Consider the following 26,548-nt stretch of genomic DNA (forward strand, 5'->3'; position numbering starts at 1 on the left):
CCCCCGCCTGCGTCAGAACTCTTCGAGACTCTGCTGTGACGTATCCTTGCGATCGTCCGCGAAGATGTTTGGACCGAAGTCGAGGTCGAGCACGTCACTCGTCCGACCGACAGCCAGATCGCGAGCGAGTTCCCAGTCCTCGTGGTTCTTCGGTAGTACCTGAAGCAGCGCCTTCAGCGTAGCCTTGAACTGACTGTCTGTGTCGTAGTTTCGTTCCCGGAGCCACTCGATGGTCACCGTTTCGCCCTTTTTGTCGTAGACGTGCATCGCGGCGTGGACGGCGTCCAGCGAACGGGGGAACGAGAGGTCGTCCGGGTCGATTGGCAGCCGACTCGACCGGTCTTCGGGCTTCTCGTTGATGTTCTGGACGCGACCGTCGTGCCCGCGGAGACTGATGTCGCCGCGGCTCTTACGCCAGGTCTTCGTCGAGCGCTTGATCTCGTCGATGTCGACACCGATGCCGAGGCCGAGCTGGCGGCCGTCGTCGTAGGAGAACGTCTCGGACTCGTGGACGAGCCAGCAGAGGACGTACCACTCGGTGACGTCGTCGAGGGTGTCGACGTCCATCCCCTCCAGGTACTCGTCGACGAGGATTTGGGTCACGGCCTCGCGTGCCGTTTCAAGGGCCTTCCGCGGGGGAACTTCCTCGTCTTCGTCGTCGACAACGGGGTAGGCATCGGCGAAGACCCGGAGCGTTGGCCCGAACGCCGAGATGATGACGTCGGTCTTCGTCAGGGAGATTCCGGATTCAAGCAGGTCCCGGGCGGCCTCCTTCGCGGCCGCTCGCGTGTCGGCCTCGACGTCGCTCCAGAGGGTAGGAACCACGTTGTCGGGGTCCTTTTCTTCGTGAGGTTTGCGGCCCGTGAGGAGGAGAGTGGAATCGGCGGAGGCGCTATTCTTCATTCCTGCCCGTTGTGGCATTTCACTTGTTATTGGGTGAGTAGATGTGATTATGAACCCGGAGTTGATTAGCGACATAGTCAGCGTATCCCAGGCATCTGTTTCCTTATGAGTGAACATTACTGTCATAACCCCACCCGGCTCAAGCACGCGATAAAGTTCTGAAAATATCTCACTCATCTTCTGCTCATAATCCTGATTTGCCAACTCTCGCTTTGAGGTTCCTTCACCAGCAACGTCGGTAAATCGGTCCGGGTTGGCCACAGCTTCTGCGTCCTTATCCGTGAGAGATCTCGAAAATACATCCGGGAACACACCTTGGAGACACTCTCTCATCCAGACATAGAACACGTCAGATAACTCTGCGTACTGAATACTACTGTAATACGGTGGATCAGCTACAACTGCGGAGATACTATTGTTCTCTTGGGGTAAAGAACGAGCGTCACCTACAGAAAGGAATGCCGACTGTGATTCCTGAGGGAGGTAGTCAACCAGCTCAGAGTATGAGCCGTAGATTTTCTCTACACTTGATAGGAAATCAAGGCCTCCCACAGAGATGTTATTCTCTACAAAGACACGCTTGAAAGCAAAATTCTTCCCTTTAAACATAGGATTGGGGTACCCCTTTGTGGTATCCCAATCTGCTAGCCGGATGTTTCGGTCAATAAGCTTCGTAAAGGCAAGTACAAGTAGTGTAACAATTGACTCAGCAGTCTGATCATCGTATTCCTCGCGGATAGATGGCTCAACCTCGTTGATTACTCTAACGTACTCGTAGTTACAGACTAATTGCCGAGGTGAAAAGAGGTCTCGCCACTCCTCCATTCCATAGTTTTTCGGTTCCGAGGTTTTGTTCCCATCTGGTATCGGATCAGTGAGAAAAGTAGAGAGCTCAAAGTCTGAGTTGATTCTGTCTTCAGCAGCTTCAAACGCTGCCTCATCCTCCTCAGTTGGGGATCGGAAGCCGTGACTTCCATCTTCGGTAACGTACCGAACACAGTATACCTCGTATTCAAAATCACCAGTTTGGAAGCACGCGCGCACTTGGTCATCCTCTGTGACAACACCGCAATTTATACATTCTGCATCGCCACCGCGGGAAACAGGCCCTTCACTAGGATCAAACTCTTCTAGATCCCCTTCACTAGGATCCACAATAACTTCATAGGTGATCGATCCATCTTCTTCAATTATTGGCTTGGAAACCACATCTATTCCATCGCTTCTTGTTCGTATCCACCACTTTGGGACGAGTGGAATACTGGTTCCACAAGAATTACATTGGACGCTGTATGTACAGACGTAATTATCCGGTGTTTGTCCCCTCGCGTCACTTGGGAAGTAATCTTCAATCTTGCTAGCTGCTCTACTATTGACCTCTTCCGCCCACTTGGTAACCTCTGATTCAATATCCCCAACCTCGGGTGCGTACTCGAGCATCACTTTGAGGATCAAGGAGGGGACTGGATTGAGTTCATTAGCGTGTGTTGGAAGCCCGTAACGAAGTGACTCGTAAGGGATCACACCACCGCCCGCTGTTGGATCAAGAACTGATGGGATTTCTCCGTCCCAATGTTGCCTCAGCGTTTCGTGTAATTCCTCCCGTTGGGCCTTAGTAGGAGAGCGAGTGAACGGCCGAGGATATTGATAGTGACTCTCTAGATTGCCACTTCGTTCATTTTCTGTGGCTTTCTTCCTTTCCACAAAACTTGCAATATCCTCATTAATCCCTTCTTTGGGCCCGATTTGCATCCAGTCTAGTAGATCATCTGATTTCACACCTTTGGGTAGCACTGACGCCAATATAGCCAATCTGGAGGCAGGAGTCGGACGCCGTGCGAACCACGGATGGAGATAGCGATGTGGAGGAAGATACTGGGGATTTGCTTCTCGTAGATTCTCAATACCCACCGCCTTTAGTGGGAGCTTCCCTTCAATGGCGAGCGGCTTCAGGTCATCGTTGTGGTCTGTCATAAGTGGTCAGTCAGCAGTGTCCGCAGGGCTTTTTCGCCGTTCGGACTGGACGGGGACCGACACTTCGCATGCCAGTAGTAACACTCCTCGTCGCCCATGTGAGCGACGCCGCGACAGAGGGCACGCATCCTATCGACGCGCTGGAGCGGCTTGATGCCGCGGAACGCGAGTGCCAGCCGGACGCCGACAGTCTCCGGGAGGAAGAGGTCGCCGACACCGCTGGTGGTCACGGCTGACGGATCGAGTTCCGCGCCGTCGACGGTCTCCTCGATGAGCGGGGAGAGCGCTCGGAAGCGTCCGCCGTCGATACGCGCGACCTTCACCGCAGTCCACCCGTCCCAGTCCCAACGTGTCGCCTCCTCGGTCGTGGAGTCCTCGAAGACCGCTTCGAAGGATTCGACGCTGAGCGAGCGCCCACGGCGTTCGAGCCGGACGCGACGCGCGGCCGCCTGATCCTCGGGAAGGAGTTCGTACAGCGTCACCTCGCCGCCGTTCGAGCCTTCGCAGCGTACCATCGCGAACGTCGGCCGTCCGCCGTAGACGCTGCTCCCGAACGAGGACACGGGAGCGTCCTCGGTCGGCGTCCCGGCGTGCGGCGAATCGAATTCGGTAGTCATTGAGTGGCCTCGGGGGGTACTTCGACCGGTCCTCTGGCTTGAACCTTCACGTCGATGTTGGTCTGGCCGAGCCCCGCCTGTAACTCTGCGAGCACGTCGTCCTCGTCGTCGGTTATGGCTTCGGGTTCGTCGAGATCGACGCGGAACTTCAGCGTGACGTTGATCGACTCGCCGAACGGGTCGGGCTGGTTCGTCACGCGGGAGAAGTCGTCGAGTCCGCCTTGGTAGCTCGCGCTGTAGCTCGTCCCAGTCGACGTCTTCACGTCGTAACTCATCCGAACCGAGACCGCGTCCGCACGGTCGGTGAATGCGTCGCGCTGAGCGATGAACGACCCCTTCGAGAGTCGGTCCTCGCCCATTACTTCGACAGTGACCTGCGAGACACCAGGTGTTCCGTCTGAAGGCGCTTTCGAGAGTGCGTGGGTTCGCACTTCGTTGAACGCGCGGGAGGCGGCCATCTGACTGGTCGCGGTGTCCCAGCCCGACGGTCGCGCGCAGTCGGGACAGATACCCTGGGCGTTGAGCTCGCTCTCGGCGTACTCCTTGCCGCAGCTCTGACAGCGAGCTTTCTCGATAGTCTTTTTGTGGTCCTCGCAGTACGCCGGCCCGTCGCCGGAGGGCTCAACCATCGTCGTACAACCGTCTTCGGCGCACTGGACTTTTTCCGCTTCGGGCGGCCGAATCGAGTCGTGGTGAACGTCGAGAAGGGACTCGATACCCGTGTAGACCACGTACTCGTTCCCGATCTTCACGTCGGTGTCCCTGATCGACGTCCGAACGTCCGGCGACTCCGCAAGGGGGCTTCGCTTCCGCCAGTTCTCGGGATGATCGTCGGCGTCGGCGTCCCAGTACACGGTTTCGGACTCCGCGTCCCAGTAGGTGTATCCACCGTCGTCGACCATCTTCGCGACGGTCTTCCGGAGGGGCTTCGTGCTCAGGAGGTAGGGGAGCCCCGGCTTCTTCGCGAACTGCTCGACGAGCTGCTGGGTCGTCATCGAGTCCTGGGTCTGCTGCCAGAGCTTCTGTTTGAAGAACGCGATGCCCTTGGGTCCGGCGTCAGCCCGAATCAGCCGGTCGTCGAGCGTCTCTTCGACAGCGTTGACGAGCGACGTCCCTCCGTTGGCCTCGGTCGCGTTGATAGTGATGTGCGTGAGGCCGTCGCGGTCAACGTAGTAGAGGTGGCGGTACACCCCGCGGACGAGCTCGCCGAGTAGGCCGTACTTCGTCTTCCGACGCTCCTTCAGGTCTTCAATCTGGTCGGGAGAAAGATCGGCGGTCTGTTGGCTGTCGTCGAGCAGCGCCTCGATGGCCTCGAGGTGGCGGGCCTCGTCGACCGCACTCTTCACACGTTCGTCGTCGGGTGCGAGAAATAGGACGTAGTTTTTGTAAACGCGACTTTGGACGTCCCCGCCCTGTTTCGACGCCGACTTCTGATAAAGTGACTGGACCTTCTCCGGGACCGCCTGCGGGTTTGAATCGTCGTTGAGCAGCTCTTCGGTGACCGGAGCCGTATCCATGTGCATAACCGCGAGCTGAGGCGTCGACGCCTTGTCCGGAAGGTCGGCCGGCGACTCCGGATGCGACACCGGCTCGAACGCTCCGGTCCCTGTCTCGCTGTCGAGCCGAGCTTCGAACCGAGAGCGCGCCTGCGCGTCGGGGGTGTTGTCGACCCGCTGGTCGATGATACGAATGAGGTTCGGGTCAGACTTGAACCGGACGCGCTCCTCGTCGTAGAGGTAGTAACACGCGACGCCCATGTCGCCTCCGGCCAGCGCGTCCAGTGCGGAGTCGTAGTTGTCGAAGCGGATGTCGGGATGACCGAGCGCCGCGTTCATTTCCGCACGTGTGAGTCCGGTTGCCTGCTCGCCGTACGCGAGACTATGCCAGAGAACGGTTGTCGTCAGGTGGCTTCCGAGCGGTGGAATCCCTTTCTCCGTCCACTTACGGTCCTCGAGTTGTGCGTGGGCGTTCTCGTCCTCACTGTAGATGTCAGCAGTGACGGCAGAGCTGAGATCGACGAACTCGAACAGCGTCTCTCGGAGGGTCCCATCGATGCTGCCGCCCGGAGCATCGTCTGCCGGCGTCAGATCGTACAGCCGGATCCAGTGTCGGTCGTAGTTGGCCGGCTGGTGGTTCCAAAGGTAGAATACGGCCCGAGCGAGGAGCTTCAGTGCGCCACGGGTGCGCTGGAACTTCGGGATCGTGTCGATCTTCTCGGTGAGGGTATCGATGATCGTCGGATGGAACGGGTACTCTCGTTCAAGCCGGTCGACGAAGCTCGCGTCAGTAGCTTCCTGTGGGAACTGGCGGTCTCCACCGGTGTAGAACTGAAAGTATGACTCTGCGACAGACTGAGCTTGGTCATGGTCAATCTCCTCGAAGAGCCTGTGCTGAAGGACTTGTCCCACCTCCGTTTCGGAAGTAGGCGTGACCGTCTTGTGTTGTCGACGGCCGATTTGATTGAGTTCGTCAACGAGCGTTCGGATCTCGTCAGCCTCCTCTTCGAAGGCCGTGTCAGCGATACTGTACACGACGGTAACGTCGTCCGTCTCCGACGCCGTCTCAAGGAGTGATAGAACGAAGCTCAGCGTCTGGCTTGCTAGCGTTGCGTTTCCGACTTCGACGGCGGACGCTGCTTCGAGATACGCCGCAATTTCGTCGATGAGGACGAGCGACGCCCCGTCGCCGATCTCGAACAGTCCTTTCAGCGTATTTCCGCCCGGGGCGTTTCGGTCTTGATCGTACTCTTTGATGTACTCGTACCCCTCCAACCCGTAGAGCTGATAAGCGATCTCCCCCCACATGGTCCGGGTGTTCGGGGCGTCCGGATCCGTGCGGTCACTACGTGTGTTTCGGCCGTCGACGTGCCCGCCGACGAAGACCGCAGTGTCGACGTCAAGCTCCCCGGCGACGGCAGCATCATGGTAGGACGAAGCGAGTCCCTCATCGCCGTCGTTGAGATGATCTTCGAGATTCTCTATGTCACCCGGATGGGTAGCAAGGTGATACGAAGCGATCAAGTCGTGTGTCTTACCCCCTCCGAACCGGGTGTCAAGACAGAGAATGCTGTTCGAATACCCCCCACTATCATGTCCACCACTAGCAAGAAATCGCCCGGTAAGGTTGCTGAGAAGCGTCTGTAACCCGTCGGTTGGGTAAGTCATATCGAAGAAGAGGTCCCCATTGCGATATACTGGAGCGGCCTCGTCAGGAGAGTGTGCGACCGTAGCTAGACTAGCTGCAAATTGGTCTTCCTGAAGCGTTCCGTCGAGGACATCATTTCGCGGTGTACAATTGTCGAATAGCGTTGGAAATTCTGCGTTACTCATTCTGACCTCGCCGTTTTCGATTCTGCTGGTCTCGATGCGGTAACGAATCCGTTTTGTTTCTTTTCAACATTCGGGTAGGCGATATTCGGCGTCTCCACAGCATCAACTTAGTCCCGTCCTCGGCTTCCGTATCTCGTTTGTTAATCACAGGACTGGATAAACTTGCCCGTCTGAAGCTTCCTGTGTGGTTCGTGATTCGCTTCCGAATCATTCAGATGATTCTATCACTTTCACAAGATGTTATAACTGTTGCCGAGTCTAGTAGTGGTCTGAAACTTAACATCTGATCGACGAGAGGGATCGTCTGCGAGCTGTACAAGCTCACTAACGGGGAGATCGAGATCGTGGAAGAAGCGATTACCGATCAAGTAGCTTCTTGTGGTCGTGATTATTGCGCTAATTCCTCCCACTCGATATCATAGCAGGCCCGAAACCGGTGTGTGAGTGGTTATTGTTTGAACGCTTTCGCCACAAGCAGTGGGAAAACAAGTGTGGCCTCTGCTTCCACTTGTGTGTAGTTCGTCTGGTTTTCTTTGATCTTCCCCCAAGAAACCGCCTCGTTCGGCGGTGCACCCGATAATGACCCATCACCCTCCATCCCCGTTGAGATATACACCACGTAATCCGCTCCTCCTCGAAAGAGGTTCGTCATGATTGCATGGTGTTTCGGTACTCCACCCCCCACCGCGATGAGCCCCGTCGAGTCCGCGAGCAGCCCATCTTCAATTAGCGAGTCATAGTCGTCCAAAACCTCAATACCCACTTCTGAATCGTACCCTTGACGGTAATAGTAGAGGAAGTTCCCGACCTCGGAGTCCGTCAACGCTGGACAGTACACCGGTACGTCGTTGTCCGCGGCCTGCTTCAGAACCGAATCCTCATCCTCAAGAGTTTCACCTAACTCGCGTGCGAACGACGTCGGTGTTCTCACTTTCTCCTCTGCGAAAAAGTCCTCAAAGAAATCATACAGATACTCTTCCAACCACACATACCGGTCAGAAGGAACGAAGAGATTCCCGAGCCGATTGATCCCACGCTCACGGAGCGATGCCTCGTCTGCGTCCCATTTTCCCATCTTGAATGGCTTTGCCGTCTTGATCACGTCCTCGGTCAGCGATCCAGACGTCGTAATAACTACGTCCACATACCCCTCTCGAACGAGATACGCGACGGTCTCGCGCAGCCCCGACGAGATGATGTTTGACGTGAACGTGAGGTAGACAGTGGCGTCCGCCTCCTGCATACGTTCGGCGATGTCGATTGCCTCTGCGAGCTGCGTCGCCTGGAACCCTGTTGTCCCATAGGCGTCGAGCATCTCGCCAAAATCAAATTCTCCACGAAAGTCGTAGCCACGAACATCCGGCGTGTCAGGTTCCTCATCACTCCCAGGAACGACGTCGCTGTGAGAGTCATCTTTGTCCATACTACTGGATAATCTGACGCCGGTTTGAAGAACTCGGAATCGGTCTCCAAGCCGTTGATGAAACCCTCAACAATTGAGAGTTGGTGACTAAGAGCCGTCAGAAGCCCTTGAGAACAGAGTCACTCTTTCTCGTACGCGAGGTTCATCAGCCACTGGGAGAAGGCGTCTGACTGCGGATCGACATCTTCCTCACCGATGAATGGCGAGAGCATATCACCCGCCATCAGCAATGAAAAGTCAAGCTCAGATGCTGTTGGTTCGAGATAGTAGGTCCGTTGACCTTCGTACACCGTTTCCTCACGCTCGATCAGCTCGGCACTCTCAAGCGCTTCGACTAGTCGGCTTCCCTTTCGCGAAGAGACATCCAGCTCTTTCCAAAAGTCGCTCTGGTGAATCCCACCCGTCTCGCGGACCAGTTCAAGACCCGCACGCTCGTCCGCTGATAGATCGGCTTCACCCTGTGACGCACTCATATTCCAACAGCTAACGTGTATCCATTATAATCGTTCTTTCTGTCGCTAACACTCGTTATGAGATTGGCCGAGATTATTGTGCTGATTTCCCACTCGGTAGCACGACAAACCCGCAACGGGCGTTTTTCGGGTTTATCCAACCGATATTGTAAATCAATGCCTTATGTAGAAATCCGGTGAATAGGGGGCGGTAAATGTTACATGAGGCGGCAGGCATCGCTGACAAGTGAATGCTGAGCCCACGCCACAGTCGACACCGACCGTGGCCTGTCTGTCCATCTCGTCACGTCGCCAGTTGTAGCGCGGTACGGCTTATCCAGAGCTGAAATCAGCTTAAGAAGCCGTTTCACTCTCTGAGACTTCCGGAGACAAATTTATAACGATCGAATATGTATTTTTTGATAGGTGGTATGTATGGCCACACCAAGCTATGCGGGGGCAGAGTCGCACCACCACCCAGATAGAGACATTGAAACAGGTGAAACTGCAGTCTGGCCACTCGTTGAGTGCCTCGGTGGGAGCGTGGGGGCTGGAATTATCTTCCTCCTCTCTCTCCCAGTGTTAGCCGATCTTATGAGTCCGCTTGGAGCCCTGTCTCCAACTGGGCTCCTCGTCGTGTTTCTGTTCGCGTGGCTGTTCTTGTGGCTACTCATCGCTGTGACTCGCGAACGAGTCACCGACTGAGTAGTCACAATAACAGTGTATACCCTATCTTCAGTCGAACACGTCACTAAAGTCCTGAAGAATATCGTGTGACGACTTTCCATCAGCACGAGATGGAATTGGATCTTCCCAGCATTCAATCTCAAGTGTTTGTGCATCCGATAGCTGATGCGGATCAGTCCTTACATTGAGAATTGCTGTATGGTAGATAGCAAGGAGTCGGTGGTCATGGACACTCACGTGATCGATGCCAGCCCGGTTCAGAACTGCTGGGATATCCGTGCGACCAGAGAGAGATACCGAGACGGTTGGAGAGTCCGGGTCACCCATAACAGCAATTCTCACATCAGACGGATAAACTACCCTGTCCTGGAGAGCCTCGAGGGACTCGCGTCGACCGTTGAAAAGTACTCAGGTTAAGACTGACGTCGGTCGTAACGTGTCTCTCCCCAGTGCGTGAAGCAGAGATTCACCTATTCGGGCTTTCCCGGATGCCGCGGACGCGGCATCTGGGCTGTAGCGCCCATGGCTCGGCTTCTTTCGCACACGGACCAGTCAACAAAACGTGCTCTGTGGCACGAAATCCAGGTCGGTCTCTTGCGCCCCATATCTTGTTTCACGCTCTCCTAGGGTAGCAGCGTGTCCATCGAGTCAACAGAGTCAATGAAGTTGTAGCCAATTATTTTCCTCCCACCGATGATTTCCACTCAAGCATGACCGGAATCGTGATCCTCCCCGCTGGTCGCGACGACGCGTTTGAGGACTACAAACAGTTCATCCGAGATGGGCACCCAATTGTGGATATTGAGTCATATCTCAATGACGAGGGCCTCGAACTATTTCGCACTACATCTGAAACAGCCGGTTGATAAAGAGTACGAACTGGCTATGTGGACCGGACTACTAATCCCGCAACCGTCTTTTCACGACCTCTACAAGTTCTTTCGCAGGAATCTCTTGGAGTCGCTCGTCTTCGCTCAATGTATCTAGAACAGCCCCAACGGGCTCGGTGAACTTGAAAACCAAGTGAACACCCGATTTGAATCCACCACTGACCCGTTCGCTTTCCAGAACACCGTACGTTCCGGCCTTATTGATGTGGCTGTTGACTGTTTCTTGTGTGTAGATTTCCATGTCGCTTCCCTCACAGAGAATTTTGTAGATGTCGTACACCACAGGGCTCGGAGCCGCTCCTTCATTCTCTTTCGCGACAAGTGCGGCAGCGTACAGAGACAGCTTCTTTTGGACAGACATCCCGCCAACGATCTCAAGGACCCGATTCTTTACCACAGAGTCGTTTGCCGATCTGACGTGGTCCTGCGTTACCACCGTATCGCCTGCCCGGTTCGCGATCTCTCCAGCATCTCGTAGCAGGTCGATCGCGCGACGCGCGTCACCTTCGTTTTGAGCACCATACGCAGCCACGATCTCGATTACTCCGTCTTCGAGGGCGTCTTGTTTAAACGCATCTCGACGTCGTTCGAGAATTTCGATGAGTTCGTTGGCGTCGTAATCCGAGAAGTGAATTCCGTTCGGATTGTAGGAGCTGTCAGTCCGGCTGTCCAGGTTCTCGCGGAACTTCGGGTAGTTAGTGACAACCACCGTTGACAGCTGCGTATCAACATGCTGTTCAGACATGACTCGGCTCAAACTATAGAGTAGTCGAGAGTACGCCGGTTCGTCTGCGCCCGTACTGCCGGTCAGCGCGTCGATCTCGTCGAGGATGAACACGAGTGAGTCGAAGTGATCGTCGACGATTTCGTAGAGCCGGGTGTATTTCATATCGGTCGAGACGCCTGACCGAGGGACATCCCAAACCACGCCCGCTTTCCGCGCCGTCTGGTGGCCTAGCTTCCACACAGCGCGGTCAAGCGTGTGAGACTCCATCGTTTTGAAATTGACTGCCACAAAGTCAAACTCAATACCGCTCTCCTGAGCTCGTTCTTTGACTTTGTTCGCGACGGCTTTCACTGTCAGCGTCTTGCCTGTGCCACTAGGACCGTACAAAAGCAGATCCGGCGGTCGCTCACCATCGAGAGTGTCCCGAAACGCCCGAGCTTCGGCAGCGAGTTGCTCGTCCCGGCCGTAGATCCGATCCTGATCGACAATCGTACTCGAGTCTACGAGGTCCTTGTTTTCGAAAACAGTCTGTACGTCGCCATCGAGGATGCTATCCACGACAGATGATCCGGATTCTTGTGACCCACCAGACTCGGTATCTGGCTGCCCCGAGTCGGGTTCGTCGCCTTGCATAACGGTCATTGTGATCTAACCGCTAATAACCTTTGTCGAAATGAAGAGGGTAGAGTCGAAATGAAGTGGGTGTTGTCGATATGAACACCCCTCCGTCGAAATGAATTTCCTGCCTCTTTCATATCATTACACACCAACTTCGAAGTGAAGACCCCGCCATCGATATGAAATCTCAGACAGCAAGACAGACACCCCTTCTTCGAAATGAAATCCCACCTCAGAGTCCTGTCCGCAGTAGATCTTCTTCGAAGTGAGCACCCCTCCGCCGATATGAAATCATTTAGCCCGGAAATTGTCCCCGTCCACACACCCCGTCATCGAAATGAAATACAAAAACACTGTGTCCGAACCCGTCCACGAGATTTCATCGTGAGGAATGGCAGCAGGTTCTTCGAGATGAAATGCTCGAGCAAAACACTAATACTGCCGTATTAGACCGTACAAATTAGATTTAGAGCAATTTTCGCTGTGGAAGAACCAATTTCATATCGAAGACGGTGTGTGAGAGTCATCTAACTACTACGTCAATCTTCGATTTCATATCGAATATGGGGTGTGAGAGCTACCGATATTATCTCCCGTAGTCCGCTCATAGTAGATACGCCGTTTATTTTCACATCATACATTCTCTTCACAAACTCAGTTCACTGTATGACTCAATTAATATCTCTCGATAATGTCGTCGACATGGTTGTGGCACACGAACCAGTAATTCACTCTCGCTCACATTTCCGATACATATATCACGAAAGTTTGCTAATAGATACCAGGCCACGTCCAACGATGTGGCGATTAAAATCATGAACGGGATACAGGACGGAGTCGCGGTCGTCACTGGCGGTGGATCGGGAATTGGTCGACAGTCCTCACTTCGGTTCGCTGAGGAGGGGGCGAGAGTCGTCGTCGCCGATGTCGACGAGGACGGCGGTCACGAAACGACCGAGATGATTGAGAGTGACGGCGGCGAAGCGACGTTCGTCAGGACAGACGTCACCGACTCCGACGACGTCGCCGCGATGGTACAGACGGCGCTCGACGAGTATGGTGGGCTTGACTTCGCCCACAACAACGCCGGCATCGCGGACGAGGGGACCCGCCTCGCGGAGTACGACGAGGCGGAGTGGGACCAAATGATCGACGTGAACTTGAAAGGAGTCTGGCGGTGTCTGAAAGCCGAGATCCCGGAGATGATCGAACGGGGCGGCGGAGCCGTCGTGAACACCTCTTCGGTCGCCGGCGTGAGCGCGAACGGGAGCGCACACTACGCCGCCAGCAAACACGGCGTTATCGGACTGACTCGACGGGCGACGGTTGATTATGCTGACGACGGCATCCGCTTCAACGCGGTCTGTCCCGGCGTCATCGACACGCCGATGGTCCAACAGGCGGGCGAGGACAACTCTGAGGAGTTGGACCGCATCACTGCGGGTATCCCCGCAGGCCGTCTCGGTGATCCCCGAGAGATAGCTGATACCGTCGTCTGGCTGTGTTCCGAGGATGCGTCCTACGTGATGGGACAGCCGATCATTGTCGACGGCGGCTTACTCGCCCAGTAGCAAGAGTGATTGATCGGTGTAATAATCGCTCCAAGATTAGCTTTGAGAGCTCCCGCTCTTGATAGCATACTCTAACCGCCACGTGTTGCTCAACACAGCGTCCTTGTCGTCTGTGCCACCAGTAGTGAGGATGCCAAGGTGGTAGAGCTGATACTTGAATTGGAAGTGGATGCCAGATTTATACACGGTAGGGTCAGCAAGCTCTGATTCAGCAATCTCTCCGTCAGCGGTGAGGACAGCATCACGACGATGTTGTGTGAAGAACACCTCAACGGCGAGTGGCTGATTAATACGCGTAGCTTCCAGAGCGACATCGGCAAGCGTCGGCTCAGAGACCCCGTTTTCGTGAAGCCGTTCGAGTGCGGTGATGATGAGTCGCGTCGGCTCGTACTGGATAGCGACAGAGCGTGCGAGCTGTGCCCATCGCGGAGCGAGCTCAGTGAACCGTGTTCGACTACCAGTCCACGTGTCGAACTCGGCGAGCGCAGCCGTGACACTACCGTGTTGATTGCGGGCGAAGCGCACAACTTCTGCGCCAAGGTGTGTGAGTGAGTCCCCGTTGGGCTGATCGTCGACGAGGTTCAACAGAATCGCCCCACGTCGCCCACCAGAAATGGCGTTGATGACATTGTTGGCGTAGACAGCGTCAGTATCGCCATCAGCAGCAAGCGCGAGCGCGTACCCCAGATAGTTTTTCGGGTGATTTACCGGAAAACTCCCGTCGGTGAGTCGATGTGTAGTTGCTTGGAGTCGCACCGCATCGATCGTGGTTGAGAACTCACCAGCCCCAGTAACACGGGCGGGCTCGACGACGCGGGTCGTTTCCATGTCGTCGACGGCGATGATACCAACGTTGAGATTCCTCGCTTGTGCCCGCGCCGTATCGGTGACACTGGGAGCCGGCGCAGCGACGTATCCAAGGTTGACCTCGGGAAGGTGAGCGTGTGCCTGGGTGATACCGCGAGCGACGTCTGCGGCGGCCGGGTCAGAATTATGCCCTTTCGCTTCGATCACCGTGACTGGTTTCGTCGCCGCATCACCGTTCAGCACCTCGGTGGCTGGCATCCCGACGCCGAGTAAGTCAGGTTCGCCGGCAGCAAGCCGGATCGTGTTGTACGGTGCAAGCCGGTCTCGAAGCGCCTGCGGAATAGTCCAGCCGCCCCATGTGGATTGCGTGAACTGCGTCTCCGTGACCGCGTACTGATCCGGGCTCGTGTCGATAGCAGGATACAGCGTGTCTTTCGCGGCAGCAAGCACCGATGGCTCAGCGAGTGTGACTGCCATTATCCTGTTCACTGACGGTTAGATGATATAGTTGGGGGGATCGAGACACTCGGAACTTACAGCGTACTCGCAGGCATCTCATCAAATACGATTATAGGATCGACAACACAACCGCCCCGTATGGAAGTCGGACTCATCAGCTGTACAAAGAGTAAGCGTGAGGAGGCGGCGAAACCGAAGAATCTGTATCTTGAGTCGGCGTTTTTCAGGAAGGCACAGCAGTACGTCGAGGCAAATCACGATACGTGGTATATCCTCTCCGCGAAACACCATCTGCTCGATCCGGACGGAGACCCGATCGAACCGTATGATGAGACGCTGAGTGGTGCGTCTGTGGATACGAAGCGAGAGTGGGCAGAAACCGTGTTTGAGCAGTTACGCAAAGAAGGCCTGCTTGGTGACAGGAATCGGCTCGTCTTCCACGCTGGACGAGATTACCACGAGGAACTCACACCGTTGCTTTCCGAGACGAGTGTTGAATTCACAGTCCCGATCGACGGGTTACAGTTCGGTGAAACCCTCGCGTGGTACAACGATCGCATTTGAACACGTCGCCGTCATAACAGCTAACAACTATTAGACATATTTGCCAATATGCCAACGGAATCGGTCAACGGGGCTGAGTTGTACTACGAATCAGATGGCGACGGAGTACCGGTTGTTTTCCTCCACGGGGTGTTGATGAGTAGTCGATTCTTCAGCGAACAGAAATCGCTCAGCGACGAGTATCAGGTTATCACCCTCGATTTCAGAGGCCACGGTCGCTCCGAGAAAACCGAAACCGGACATACGCTGCCACAGTATGCTCGTGACCTGGAAGCGTTCCTTGACGCACAGGATCTTTCTGATGTTGTCCTTGTCGGGTGGTCGATGGGATCGCTTGTGGCATGGGAGTACGTCCGCCAGTTTGGGACAGACCGGTTCCGGGGCTTCGTGAGTGTTGAACAACAGCCACTCGATCTTGAACAAGAGGATTACGAGCACGGTGTATTCGGCTTTGATGAACTTCGCGGACTCATGGAGCTCGCACAATCCAGCCCACACGAGCTGGCGTGGTCCCTCATTGACGAGATGCTCGTGGATGAATCAGATGCTGTCGAACAGATGCTCTTCGATGAGATCACACGAGTCCCACCACCGATCACGAGCGCAATTCTCTTCGACCAATCAGTACGCGACTATCGGGAAGTGGTCCCCGATGTGGATGTTCCCACCCTCGTGTGTCTTGGTGAAGACGAAACGATGCTAGAGAACGGTGGTGTCGAATACGTTGCCGACAATACACCTGACGCTCAGCTTGAACGTTTCTCCAATAGTGGTCACTGTCCGTTCCTTGAAGAGCCTGAGCAGTTCAACCACGTCCTTTCGTCGTTCATCACAGCACGCTGCTAGTGACATCCTCCTCGCCGTAAACGGCGAGGCTTCCCGTACCGCAGGTGGGATATTTGCCGGTCTACGACACGACCTGTTCTCTCGTATGAAACGTCCCGCTCTCGCGGTCGAACAAGTGTGTCGATGGCTGTGCCACACAGCCGTTACTCCTATCCTCGCCGTGAGGACTCGGAGTTATCTTCTGACGCATATTCTCTGCCCCGTTACAATCCGCGTTAGCTACTAACTCACACGACGAGCAGACGTACAGGCCACGTTCGACACGGTTCGATTTCGTGTCGTCTCCACATCGTGAACACGTTTTTGAAGTGTTCCACTCGTTCTCTTTCAGTACCTCAACACCCCGCATCTCGCCTTTGTATTCGAGGTACTGGTAGATGCGGTCGAATGCCCACGAGTGTAACTTCTTGTTGCCGGTTTTACCCCAGTCTGACGCTCGCACGTCTTCAGGCCAACTCACCGCGAGCGTACCGACACCGCGTTCGACACACTCCGTGATGATGGCGTCCGTCAGCGTGTGGTAGAAGTGTGTCTCACGTTCGGAGAGTTTCCGACGCGCCCACATCGACTTCTCTGACGGGCCGTTCTCTCCCTCGGTGTCGTACTCAGCTCTAGTAAAGTATTGTTTGTCTTCTTTGAGCGAGTTGCCGGGGTACAACACGTATTCGTCGGGGAACGCGACCGTGGCGATGTTGGTGATGCCAAGGTCGATCCCTGCGACATCGTCGCCAGCCGCATCCGCTGTTTCGAGCTCGACTTTACAGACGAAGTGGAGTTCCCAACTCTCACCAGTCCAGACGGCACGAATGTTCTGTACGCTGTTGACTTCTGAGAGATTAACGTCTGGTCGAGTCTGGTACTCACAGAGCAGGAAATCCGAGAAGTGTTCTTTCAGATTAGAGCCTTTCGAGAGCCGGACCCGGTTGTTCTCAGGGTCGTGTTTGAACCCGTCTTCTTTGAACGTCACCGTGCTCTTTGGTCGAGTGTCGCCGTGTTTGCGGTAGCCGGGCGGATTCGCCTCACTGGAGTTGTGTCGCAAGTCGAACCACGACTGGAAAGCGTCAGAAAGTTCTTCGATGACTTTCTGACTGGATTGTGCGTTCAAATCTTTCCAGCACGACTGGTTTTTCATGTACGATTTCAGCACACTACCGTTTGGTATCTCGCCGGTTGCGTCCCAGATACGGTCGGCTGTCCATCGTGCGACGTTCCAGATTTTCGAGGCAGAGTCTCCGAGCGAATCAAGACCATCACAGACCTGTTGGTGGTTCTGGATGGAACCAACGTAGGTGCGTGTGGCCTTAATCGCCATACATAGACTATGTAGACAAACTAACTTAATGGTGTGGATGTGCGTGGAATATCCAACCTGCCGTTCGTGATGGATTGGGTCAGCGTTGTCGGATTCACTCCCGGAGTAAACGCCGGGGTTCTCTCCTCGTAGAAAGATAGAGTGTCCAGTCACACGGGTCAGCGTCTCATCTACCAGGCTCATTGATTCGCACTGAGTGAGAGCCCGAACCACTCATTCGTCGAGTTTGCCGACACCTGACCGTGGACTTAGCGACACACAGGAGTGTCCAAAACACCGCAGAGGATGACTACCATAGAGCACACCACACTACCCACACTTTTCCACAAAAGCCGTGGTTGATCTTCGTATGAATTCAAATCGAGCCCGTGGGATCCTCTTAGGGTTGGCGTGTGGGGATGCGCTTGGCCGACCGGTTGAGTTCTCGTCAGCATCCTCAATTGCGGCCGAGCACGGCCAACTCGACGAGATGATTGGCCATGGGACGTGGAATCAGCCAGCAGGAACGATTACAGACGATACCGAACAGGCCCTCTGTATTGCCCGCAGCCTTGTTGAGCAGCAAGCGTTCGATCCAGCAGATATCGCGTCTCGATTTGTCGATTGGTACGACAGTAATCCATTCGATATCGGCCGGATGACCATGAAGTCGTTGAGTCGACTCAAACACGGCGATGACTGGAACGAGGCTGGCCAGCACGTCTGGGAGACTAGTCCTGAAGGCCAAAACGCAGGCAATGGGAGTGTGATGCGGTGTCCACCGCTCGCGATACCATACGCAACCGACTGGGAGCGACTTGTCACAGTGAGTCGACAATCTTCACAGATCACGCACGCAGATCCACGGTGTACCTACGGTTGCGCCGTTTTGAATCTCACACTTGCTGGCCTTCTTAACGATGTCGACAACCCGTTACGGAACGCTCTTGATTACGTCGACGCAAGCGCCCCGGATGAACTGACTGCCGCGCTTAGGCCACTGGCACGTGGCGATCAACCCGATCTGCTGGAGACATCGGGTTACGTGATCCACTCACTCCAGACAGCACTCCACGATGGGCTACATACCACAGACGCCGAGGAAGCAATTGTGACAGCCGTCAACCGAGGTGGAGACACCGATACGATCGGCGCAATCACAGGTGCCATCGCAGGTGCCCGATTTGGCGCGTCTCAGCTCCCGGACCAGTGGTTAGCAGTGATTGATGAAGTAGACGAACTCGAAGCACTAGCGATGGAGCTCGAAGGACCAGAGGAATAAACTAAACCACCCGACTTGACCTCCTCCCGCGCCTAAAGTCGCGGGAATCCCACCATGGGATTTCAGGCCGAGCACGGCCTTAAGGTTTCAAGACGCATACGTTCCACGCGTCTCTTGCTGGGTCTCAGCATCGGCGTGGCTGTCTTGTGGGGCGGTCAAACGCCCCCCATCCTCAGCCGAGTCATCGCCATTCGTGTGTTCTCTTGAATGGCTCTCTCCGCTGAGGTAGCGGTCTGTAATGTTTATCGCGCCGTTCACGTCCGCTTGGTACTCGCCCATCCAGCAAGCGTCGTTCGTACACTTGAACGTCGCCTGTCGCGGGCGGTATCCTACCTCACCGCAAACGTGACACTCCTTCGACGTGTTACGCGGGTTCACCGTCTCGATGGGGATGCTCTTCTCGACGGCCTTGTAGCGTATCTGTGCGTGGAGTTTGGCGAATCCCCATCCGTGGAGACGCCGATTCATGTACTCGCCGTAGTCCATCGACTCCCGGATGTAAGTCAGGTCTTCGAGAACGAGAACAGGATTCTCGACGGACTCAGCGTACTCCACGACTTCGCGGGTGACCCGGTGGAACACGTCGTCGATCTGGTTCCACAGGTCGTCACCGAACGACTCCGCGATACGTTCGCTTCCGCGCGTCTGGAGTCGGCGCTTGGCGGTGAAGTAGGTCTTACGGAGCCGGCGGACCGTTTTGCCCTCGTCGGCCCACAGTTCGGGCGCGGTCGGAGAATCGTGATCGTCGCGGTGACACACCGTGACGAGTGACGCTTCCCCGATGTCTACTCCGATGGGCGTCCGTTCTTCGGCGGATACCTCGGAAGGTTCCTCTACGTCGCGAGTGGCGGTGACGTGGAGATACCACGTCCCGCCCCGCTCGAACAGCCGACTCTCGCCCATCTTTGCGTCGCCAGCATTCAACGCTTCGAGCCAGTCCCGCTGTTCGGGGTTCGGCTGGGCTGGCATCCAGAGGTGGTAGTCCTCGTGGTGCGGGATTTTGACGTACCACTCGATTGCGTTCTCGGGCTTGTGGTCGAGCCGGAGCCCCTCGTTCGTGAAGCGGACAGGGTGGTCGTCGTGAAGTTCGCCCGCGTTGTACGTCGTCGTGAGTTGTGGGACGTACTTTTTGAGCGCGTTCTTCGCGTACCCGCTCAGGTCGTAGTTGACCACCACATCGTTCGCCTCGGTCTGCGTGGTACATCGGGCGTCGAAGGCGTCTTGGAGGGCGTGCTGGTAGGCATCTCGCGTTTCTCGGAGTTTCCGCCGCTTGTGGGCGTTCGGATCCACAAGCTTGAGTTCGAGCGTCTTCGTGAGTTTGGTCACGAACCGCCCTCCTGGTGTTGCTGGACGTAGTTCTCGACAGTCTCGCTCGAAACGTGCCCGGCGGTCGCTGCGTAGTAGCCTCGCACCCATCCGATTTTCTCGCCGTCGTGGTCGGCGTATTGGTGGTTGTACTTGCGCGAGGAGATGCCCTTGAACCAGTTGGCGAGGAGCGCCGGTTCGTTCTTGGGTGGACTACTGACGAACAGGTGAACGTGATCGGGCTGAACAATGAGGTCAAGAATTTCGACGCCTTTGCTGTCGGCTATTTCGTGGAGGATGGTTTTCACACGGCTGGCGACCTCGTTGACGAGTACCGATTGACGGTACTTCGGCAACCACACTATGTGGTAGTTGAGGTTGTAGCTCGCGTGCCGTGTGGTCTTCATCCGTGTTACACACTGTAGTCAAACAGGGAGTTAATACTGCCCATGAAACTGTTGGAAATCCGGCCGTGGCGTCGTCGATGGTGGTGTAGGCTATTGTCCGCTTAACCCCCGCCTAAAGACGGGGGTATGCGCTCGTGTCTGTATAACTATCGACCATGAGTGAGGCTGAGGTCGACATCGCCGAGACAATCGATCGACTTGAAGAGATTGCCGAGACACTCGAAGATGGAGAGGTTGATCTCACCACCGCGAAAGAGCTCCGCGAGGAGGCAGACGAACATCTCGAGAAGCTTCATGACGCGCTGGACGTCGGCGACGGTGATATCATCGAGATCGACGGTGAGGACGCCGAACTAGAGCGCGCCGAGTGAGTTTTCGGACGTTTCCGGAAACAGAGCGTTTCCACAATCAAAATCGGGAGACGTCGACACTATAGAAGAAGCACTTCAACAGCGATGAGGAGCTTTCTGGAACTTACCCGGTGAAGTTTTTATAACCTGACCGGAAATTACTCTGGCAGAAACAAATGATCCGTGATGCTCGCGTCCTCCGCGCCGGGTTCGTCCCTCGAGAAGTCGAGCATCGCGACGCCGAAGTCAACCACCTCTCGAGCGTTCTCGAACCGATCACGAACGGCGAGCCGGCTGACACGGCCATCGTCACCGGCCCGAGCGGTGTCGGTAAAACCTGTGTCTCAAAGTTTGTTACCGAACGGCTCCGCGAGGAAGTGCTCGACGTCGAGGCCACCTACGTGAATTGCTGGCGAAACTACAGCCGCTTCCGAACGCTGTACCAGATCCTCGACGACATCGGCGCGACGATAGACATCCATCGCCAGTCGACACCTCACGACGAGCTCATTGATCGCCTCCAACAGTACGACGGTCCTCGAACCGTCGTCATCCTCGACGAGGTCGACCAACTCGAAGACCCGAGTCTCATCTACGACCTCCACAGTATGGAGCAGTTCGCGGTGATCTGTATCGCGAACAAAGAAGAAGAACTGTTCAGCCGCGTCGACGACCGCCTTGTGAGCCGGCTGCGCTCCAGCGAACACGTCCGGATGGACAAGTACCACAACGAGCAACTCTACGACATTCTGAGTGCTCGAACGAAGTGGGGCCTTGAAAATGGCGTTATCACCGACGAGCAACTCTATCAGATCGCTGATGCCGCCGCTGGCGACGCTCGTCTTGCGATCGGAATGCTTCGCAGCGCAGCCAGCACGGCTGACCGCGAAAATCACGAGGAGGTCACTAACGACATCCTCCGAGACGCTGCTGAAGATGCTCGGGCCCAAATTAAGCAGAAGAGCCTCGACTCGCTCACGCCGCATCAGCGAGTCGTCTACGATATTATTCGCGACCACGGCCCGCTTGGACCCAGCGAGATTCACGACCGCTATACTGAGGCGGTCGACGATCCGCGGACGAAGCGCACCGTCCGGACCTACCTTTCGAAGATGGCACAGTACAACCTCCTCGAAGCAGAAGGCACGAGTCGAGATCGTGAGTACTCACTCGTCGATTCAGCAGCTGCGTCGCCGGTTTCGTAATTTGGCCGGTTCACCACCAGAGTTTTCACACTGTTTCCTAATAGGAATCATATTCCTAATGAGAAAGAGTAAGTCTGTTGAAATTCATAGTAGATGATATGTTTTTGGAGCTGTGCTGAATACAGCGCGCGAGTCGTTCATAGAGAGGTTCCTACCCCGTAATCCATTCTTTTCCACGCGGATGTACGTAGAGGATTTCAACTCCTTCGGTTGCCTCACGTTGCATCCATTCGCGTGCTGCTTTCCCCATCCGATGATATAGGTCTCCGTATCGATAATCGCCTGATTCGCGGGCTGTCGGATTCTGATAGAGATAATTATTATTCGAGAAGAGCAAGAGATACCGCTGGTTCACGTCCTCCAGTCGATTGAGTTCCTGAATGTCGGCTCTTATTTTGTTCTCATCGAAGTCGAGTATCGGCTCGTCAGAATCTGGCTGCTGTAACAGCGTTTCTACTGATGGGTTTTGTGATGCTAATTCACCAACAGGAAAACCGGATTGCTTCGGAAAGGAAGTCTTGTTCTTAACGAATTTTAGCTCAAAGGCACATTCAATATCTGCTGTATTGAATCGTTTTGACCCTCCAGAAACCCATTTGATTGGCTTTGTCAACTCGGAGTTGAACACCACGACATCAATGCGCTCCCCCTTCTCGACACTCACCTCAGTGTGTACTCGATTCAATTGGCCAGTCGACATGAGTTGTTCCTGAGCGGTCCGCCAATACTCTCGCTTGAATGACCCATTGCTACCCCCTTCTAACGTGATGTTAGTCGCCGCTGCCTTGACAGGTGACAAACGTGTACGAAGTGCCTCAACGAGGGCGACTTGTAGGTCAGCTTCGGCGACGAAATCAAGCGGATTCCGTTCAAACGAATCTGCTATCTGTTCAGCGGCGGCGCGAAACATTTTATATCCGCACGAAAGGGTAGTTGGACACTTAGACCCCCGGAACCTGCCAGGACTCCCTATCAATATCTCATGAGGCTTATATCACTCTCTTATTTTCTAACGGTTTCATATGGCGTTCTGTAGGATCGTAACCCGGTTCTATCGAGGCTTACTCCGCTGAATTCATCCTCTGTATCTCGCACACCGATCCTATCAGTTCCAAATATTCTCAACAGAGCCGTTGACGACGGATTTCTGGGAGCCCGCATCAAACCCCCACTCTCGGGGCGAGCCCCATTTGTGCCGAGGGAGTTGGGTGAGGCGGTTCACACGAAGGCCGGGGCGACGCCGATGGCGGCGGTCGTCAAAAGGACCGCGACGTATCCGGTAGCGACGAGGAATACCACGCGTCGCGGATGGTCGACGAGGCCCCGGCGGTGTCCAACTGCCGCGAGGTAGCCAGTCAGCGGCAACAGCTGGAGGGCGTGGAGGCCGACGAAGTGCGCTAGGCGGAAGTCTCCGACGAGTTGCCAGCCGACGACCGGGACCGTCGGCTCCGCCGTCTCGACGACCCGAGACTGGATCGCGATCATCGCCGCTCCTTCGAACGCGCCAACGACGAACCACCCGATGCCGAGAAGAATGCCCGCGGCGAACGCTGGGTGGACATCGAACTCGTTGTAGCGCGCTCGAACCGCCAACGCGCCGATCGCGACGGTGACGACGACAATTGTAACACCCATGACGCCCCCGATCGCCCCGTCGAGGACCGTCGCCCGATTAAAGTGAGACCCAACACCGCGCGCGGCTTGTCCGCCGATAAGGACTATTTCAATGAGGAGACCGACGCTGACGATCCGGGAGACACGGCGGCGAAAGTCCGGGTCAACCGGGAGGCGGACACTGAGCCAGCCGAGCGTCGCGCACACGAGCGCGATCGAGCCGGCGAACTTCGCTGGCTTGAGCCACGCCGGCTCCCCGTTGACGACCATTGGATCCAAGACGATTCCGACGGCAAAGGCACCGAACAGGACAGCGTTGATCGCGGCCACGGCGGACAGAACCGGATCGCGGCGCCGCAGCTCTCCGATCGACATAGCGATCGTTTGCGCGATTGTCCGCAGCGTCGTCCGTCCGCTCGTGGCCGCAGCGACCGACTCGGGGTTCATACCGTAGTGTTACCGGGCGATTCATGTGTGCGTGACCCCAACATGTTGGTATCTGTCGAAGCGGCAGTAACCAGCATGATTGACGCTCGATTCCGCATTCGCCTCCCCCCAGACCTGTACATCACTGACCTGTCGGAGGCATTTCCTGATGCGACCTTTCGCCTGCTATCCGGCGTCCGCAGCGGCGCCACCGCAAAAGAACTCGGTGAGGTGCTGGCTCGAACTCCTGGGTCGGTCGCAACAGCGTTTCGTGAGCACGATGCGATCGACGCGTACGAGGTGTTGGAACGTACCGATGACCGGCTCCTCGCGACGTACGAGACGACCGACGTCGACCTCTACGCATTCGTCGAGTCCGGAGGGTTCCCGCCTGAGTTTCCGATCGAAGTTCGGAACGGGTTCTACGAGTTCGACCTGACCGGTACTCGCGAGGAGTTCGACCAGCTCCGGAAGGCGCTAGAATCGAGCGGGACCGAGTACGAACTCCTCTCAAAGGTAAACAAGAAGCAGGCAGACCGACTCCTCACACGCCGACAAGAGGAACTCCTCGCCGCCGGCCTCAGAGAGGGGTACTTTGAGGTCCCGCGAGAGTGTACGCTGGCGGATCTCGCCGACGCGGTCGGTGTGGACAAGTCGACCGCGAGCGGGATCGTCCGCCGGGCACAGGCTCGGCTTATTGCGTGGTATCTGACCGACGTGAAGGCCGAGTGACGAGCGGGTAGGTTCGTCACAATTCTTTGCGCTGATCTGCCTGCCGAATCCACAGAATGCGTCTGGATCGCATCACTCTCCAAGCGCGGCGACGACGTCGTCGATCGTATAGAGACGAACATCGTCGCGCTTACGGGCGGCGTCGCGGATACTGTCGGTAAATCCACTCCGGGAGAACAGCGCGTATTCGACGGTTCGCGAGCCACCGCCCGACGGCTGCCACCGGAGTTCCTCGACGTGCGTCTCCAGCGATGCCAGCGCGCCGTAGTCGAGTGGTGATTCCTGATACTTACACTCGCCGACGACGAGCGTGTCTTCGTCAGTGAGCCCGACGACGTCGATCTCGTGGTCCTGATACCACCACTGCCCAACATCGACGATCGGCGTTCCGTCGTACAGGGTCCACAGGGCCTCACAGCACAGTTGCTCGAAAGCAGGAGCGACGAAATCGGCCAGCTCGGGGTCGACGAGTCGGTCATAGGCCTCCTCACCGAACTGGTCGTAACGATCCGCACTCCCGTACAAGAATCGGAACCAGAATCGGAACAGGGGATCCCGAAGTCGGTACTGACTCCGCTTGGATCGTTCAGGTTTCTCAGTCACCGGCACATGCCGTTCAATGAGTCGGAGCCGAGAGAGCCGATCCAGATACGTCGACAGCTGGTTGTAGTCGATACCTGTCACGCCAGCAATCTCGTTGCGGCCTGTCGCTCCGCCAGCGATCGCTTCGAGGATCGAGAAGTAGCGCGTCGGCTCCGTTAGTTCCATCCGGAGAACGTACTCCGGCTCGTTACGGAGCGATCCGTGGCGAGTTAACACCGTCTGCTGGATGTTCTCGCCGAGAGACCGATCCGCGTCGAGTTCCTCAAGGTAGTAGGGAACACCACCGAACACGCTCCACGTACGCACGGCCTCGTCCGCCGTCGTATCATCCGGGAAAAACTCCGTCGCGGCGTCAAACGAGAGTTCACGGATGTCGAGTGTCAAGGATGTCCGCCCGTATAGCGGACTGTCTCCGAGCAGCGTCGCTTCCTCCATCATGCTGATCGACGACCCGACAAGCACGAACGTCGTCTCCGACTCGTCGAACTCGTGGTCGAACAGGGCCTGTAACACCGACGGGAGGCTCTCGTCCTGTTCAATCAGGTACGGAAACTCGTCAAGGACGACGATCGCATTCCGGTCGGCCAGATACCGGAACAGGCGCTCCCAATCAGGACGGATATCTTCGATACCAGGAACAGTGTCGGCCGCAGCCTCGACAAACTGTTCCAGTTGGAGCTCCCGCGTCTTCTGTCGTGCCTGATAGAAGACCGCGTTCTCTCGTCCCTCAAGCGCCTTCTTGACGAGTCTCGTCTTTCCCAGCCGCCGCCGCCCGTACACGACAGCGAGATCCGCGGTCTCCGAGTCAAACAGGCCGTGAAGCCGATCTAACTCCTCCGAGCGGTTCACGAAGTCTGTCATGGCGCTGAATTAGTGGGTGTATGATAAAAATATTCTGAATAATCATATTCTGGAATATCATATCTAGGGATATTATCGACGGGCTCGGAACAATGAGGATACTAAATTAACCAACAATCTGCCGGGACATACCGAAATGTTGGTTAATTCGGCGATCAAAGGCGACGGCCACCTCGGAAAGAGTCTTGGAAACAGTCTACCACTCCTCAAGATCCGGTGACAGAGTTCGAATTGGCGTCTGGTACATTCTTTTCTGGAAGTCCGGAAGCGCCGCGCCGCCGCTTATGGAGTATGGGAGACCACCCACCATCGAATCGAATGGCGGCTGACAAGCCGACACGGGGCGCTGACCGCAATCTAGGCTTGACAGATCAAGCCGATCCAGCCACGGACGAGATGCTGCTGCCGTCACTCGACGACGTCCTGAGCGACGAGGTCGTCGACTCGGCAGCTACGTCGCCGATGTAGTGACCGGAAAGGGTCGCGTACGTGCGTCCCGCAGGTAGCCGATTTAGGCGGAAGTTCTATGTATTGGTATCTCTTTAGAGATAGCTAGAAGCAAAAACGACAGCACGAGCAGGAGGTGATTTCAATAATGAACGAGT

General features: G+C 55.9%; 21 protein-coding genes. 8 read left to right on the forward strand and 13 right to left on the reverse strand.

Features of this window, described 5'->3' with window-relative positions; all coding sequences use genetic code 11:
* Positions 1-12 precede the first annotated feature (12 nt).
* The 5 genes from DJ70_RS13150 to DJ70_RS13170 form a co-directional block, all read right to left on the reverse strand.
* Positions 13-2,877 carry a DUF1156 domain-containing protein gene (locus DJ70_RS13150; protein WP_094533728.1) on the reverse strand — a complete coding sequence of 955 codons (2,865 nt, stop codon included), beginning with the start codon at positions 2,875-2,877 and terminating at the stop codon, positions 13-15.
* Positions 2,874-3,494, reverse strand: a complete 621-nt coding sequence (locus DJ70_RS13155) for a DUF7680 family protein (protein ID WP_094533730.1) — start codon at positions 3,492-3,494, stop codon at positions 2,874-2,876. The genes DJ70_RS13150 and DJ70_RS13155 overlap by 4 nt, the downstream gene beginning before the upstream one ends.
* Entirely contained in the window at positions 3,491-6,823 is a 3,333-nt protein-coding gene (locus DJ70_RS13160) for an ATP-binding protein (RefSeq protein WP_094533732.1), read from the reverse strand. Before DJ70_RS13160 ends, DJ70_RS13155 begins: the two co-directional genes overlap by 4 nt.
* A gap of 448 nt (positions 6,824-7,271) precedes the next feature.
* Positions 7,272-8,246 carry a deoxyhypusine synthase gene (locus DJ70_RS13165; protein ID WP_004048684.1) on the reverse strand — a complete coding sequence of 325 codons (975 nt, stop codon included), beginning with the start codon at positions 8,244-8,246 and terminating at the stop codon, positions 7,272-7,274.
* 119 nt (positions 8,247-8,365) lie between these two features.
* Positions 8,366-8,719, reverse strand: coding sequence for a helix-turn-helix transcriptional regulator (locus DJ70_RS13170; RefSeq protein ID WP_004048685.1), 354 nt, complete (start codon positions 8,717-8,719; stop codon positions 8,366-8,368).
* A gap of 414 nt (positions 8,720-9,133) precedes the next feature.
* Between DJ70_RS13170 and DJ70_RS17035 the strand changes: the two genes are divergently transcribed.
* Positions 9,134-9,403: a hypothetical protein gene (locus DJ70_RS17035; RefSeq protein ID WP_143421036.1), complete on the forward strand. Its 270-nt coding sequence runs from the start codon at positions 9,134-9,136 to the stop codon at positions 9,401-9,403.
* Between the two features lie 882 nt (positions 9,404-10,285).
* Here the strand turns inward: DJ70_RS17035 and DJ70_RS13180 are convergent.
* The gene (locus DJ70_RS13180) at positions 10,286-11,560 is read right to left on the reverse strand and encodes a Cdc6/Cdc18 family protein (protein WP_094533798.1); all 1,275 of its coding nucleotides are present in this window, start codon (positions 11,558-11,560) and stop codon (positions 10,286-10,288) included.
* Between the two features lie 875 nt (positions 11,561-12,435).
* Between DJ70_RS13180 and DJ70_RS13185 the strand changes: the two genes are divergently transcribed.
* Positions 12,436-13,191: a glucose 1-dehydrogenase gene (locus tag DJ70_RS13185; protein WP_094533800.1), complete on the forward strand. Its 756-nt coding sequence runs from the start codon at positions 12,436-12,438 to the stop codon at positions 13,189-13,191.
* Positions 13,192-13,227: 36 nt separating this feature from the next.
* Here DJ70_RS13185 and DJ70_RS13190 read toward each other — a convergent pair whose 3' ends face one another.
* Complete coding sequence (locus DJ70_RS13190) at positions 13,228-14,475, reverse strand: hypothetical protein (RefSeq protein ID WP_094533734.1); 1,248 nt, start codon at positions 14,473-14,475, stop codon at positions 13,228-13,230.
* Positions 14,476-14,595: 120 nt separating this feature from the next.
* Between DJ70_RS13190 and DJ70_RS13195 the strand changes: the two genes are divergently transcribed.
* On the forward strand, positions 14,596-15,021 hold the full coding sequence (locus DJ70_RS13195; RefSeq protein ID WP_094533736.1) for a DUF6884 domain-containing protein: 426 nt from the start codon (positions 14,596-14,598) through the stop codon (positions 15,019-15,021).
* A 48-nt stretch (positions 15,022-15,069) separates the two neighbouring features.
* A complete protein-coding gene (locus tag DJ70_RS13200; RefSeq protein WP_094533738.1) occupies positions 15,070-15,867 on the forward strand; it encodes an alpha/beta fold hydrolase in 798 nt (265 codons plus the stop codon).
* Between the two features lie 61 nt (positions 15,868-15,928).
* Here DJ70_RS13200 and DJ70_RS13205 read toward each other — a convergent pair whose 3' ends face one another.
* Positions 15,929-17,179, reverse strand: coding sequence for an RNA-guided endonuclease InsQ/TnpB family protein (locus tag DJ70_RS13205; protein WP_094533742.1), 1,251 nt, complete (start codon positions 17,177-17,179; stop codon positions 15,929-15,931).
* 349 nt (positions 17,180-17,528) lie between these two features.
* Here DJ70_RS13205 and DJ70_RS13210 point away from each other — a divergent pair, with 349 nt between their 5' ends.
* Entirely contained in the window at positions 17,529-18,440 is a 912-nt protein-coding gene (locus DJ70_RS13210; RefSeq protein WP_094533744.1) for an ADP-ribosylglycohydrolase family protein, read from the forward strand.
* An 87-nt stretch (positions 18,441-18,527) separates the two neighbouring features.
* Here DJ70_RS13210 and DJ70_RS13215 read toward each other — a convergent pair whose 3' ends face one another.
* On the reverse strand, positions 18,528-19,766 hold the full coding sequence (locus tag DJ70_RS13215) for an RNA-guided endonuclease InsQ/TnpB family protein (protein ID WP_094533746.1): 1,239 nt from the start codon (positions 19,764-19,766) through the stop codon (positions 18,528-18,530).
* Complete coding sequence (gene tnpA / locus DJ70_RS13220; protein WP_094533748.1) at positions 19,763-20,152, reverse strand: IS200/IS605 family transposase; 390 nt, start codon at positions 20,150-20,152, stop codon at positions 19,763-19,765. The genes DJ70_RS13215 and tnpA overlap by 4 nt, the downstream gene beginning before the upstream one ends.
* 155 nt (positions 20,153-20,307) lie before the next feature.
* Here tnpA and DJ70_RS13225 point away from each other — a divergent pair, with 155 nt between their 5' ends.
* The gene (locus tag DJ70_RS13225; RefSeq protein WP_094533750.1) at positions 20,308-20,523 is read left to right on the forward strand and encodes an exodeoxyribonuclease VII small subunit; all 216 of its coding nucleotides are present in this window, start codon (positions 20,308-20,310) and stop codon (positions 20,521-20,523) included.
* Between the two features lie 155 nt (positions 20,524-20,678).
* The gene (locus DJ70_RS13230; protein WP_094533752.1) at positions 20,679-21,707 is read left to right on the forward strand and encodes a Cdc6/Cdc18 family protein; all 1,029 of its coding nucleotides are present in this window, start codon (positions 20,679-20,681) and stop codon (positions 21,705-21,707) included.
* Positions 21,708-21,858: 151 nt separating this feature from the next.
* On the opposite strand, the gene DJ70_RS17040 is transcribed toward DJ70_RS13230, so the two are convergent.
* Both DJ70_RS17040 and DJ70_RS13235 read right to left on the reverse strand, forming a co-directional pair.
* Entirely contained in the window at positions 21,859-22,617 is a 759-nt protein-coding gene (locus DJ70_RS17040; RefSeq protein ID WP_143421037.1) for a hypothetical protein, read from the reverse strand.
* Between the two features lie 308 nt (positions 22,618-22,925).
* Positions 22,926-23,768, reverse strand: a complete 843-nt coding sequence (locus tag DJ70_RS13235; protein ID WP_094533754.1) for a hypothetical protein — start codon at positions 23,766-23,768, stop codon at positions 22,926-22,928.
* A 75-nt stretch (positions 23,769-23,843) separates the two neighbouring features.
* Between DJ70_RS13235 and DJ70_RS13240 the strand changes: the two genes are divergently transcribed.
* Positions 23,844-24,479 carry a helix-turn-helix domain-containing protein gene (locus DJ70_RS13240; protein WP_094533756.1) on the forward strand — a complete coding sequence of 212 codons (636 nt, stop codon included), beginning with the start codon at positions 23,844-23,846 and terminating at the stop codon, positions 24,477-24,479.
* Between the two features lie 72 nt (positions 24,480-24,551).
* Here the strand turns inward: DJ70_RS13240 and DJ70_RS13245 are convergent, their stop codons facing one another.
* Positions 24,552-25,943 (reverse strand): ATP-binding protein, encoded by a 1,392-nt coding sequence (locus tag DJ70_RS13245; protein ID WP_094533758.1) that lies wholly within the window; start codon positions 25,941-25,943, stop codon positions 24,552-24,554.
* Between the last annotated feature and the right edge of the window lie 605 nt (positions 25,944-26,548).

Origin of the sequence: Halorubrum halodurans, from assembly GCF_002252985.1 — an archaeon.
Lineage (GTDB): Archaea > Halobacteriota > Halobacteria > Halobacteriales > Haloferacaceae > Halorubrum > Halorubrum halodurans.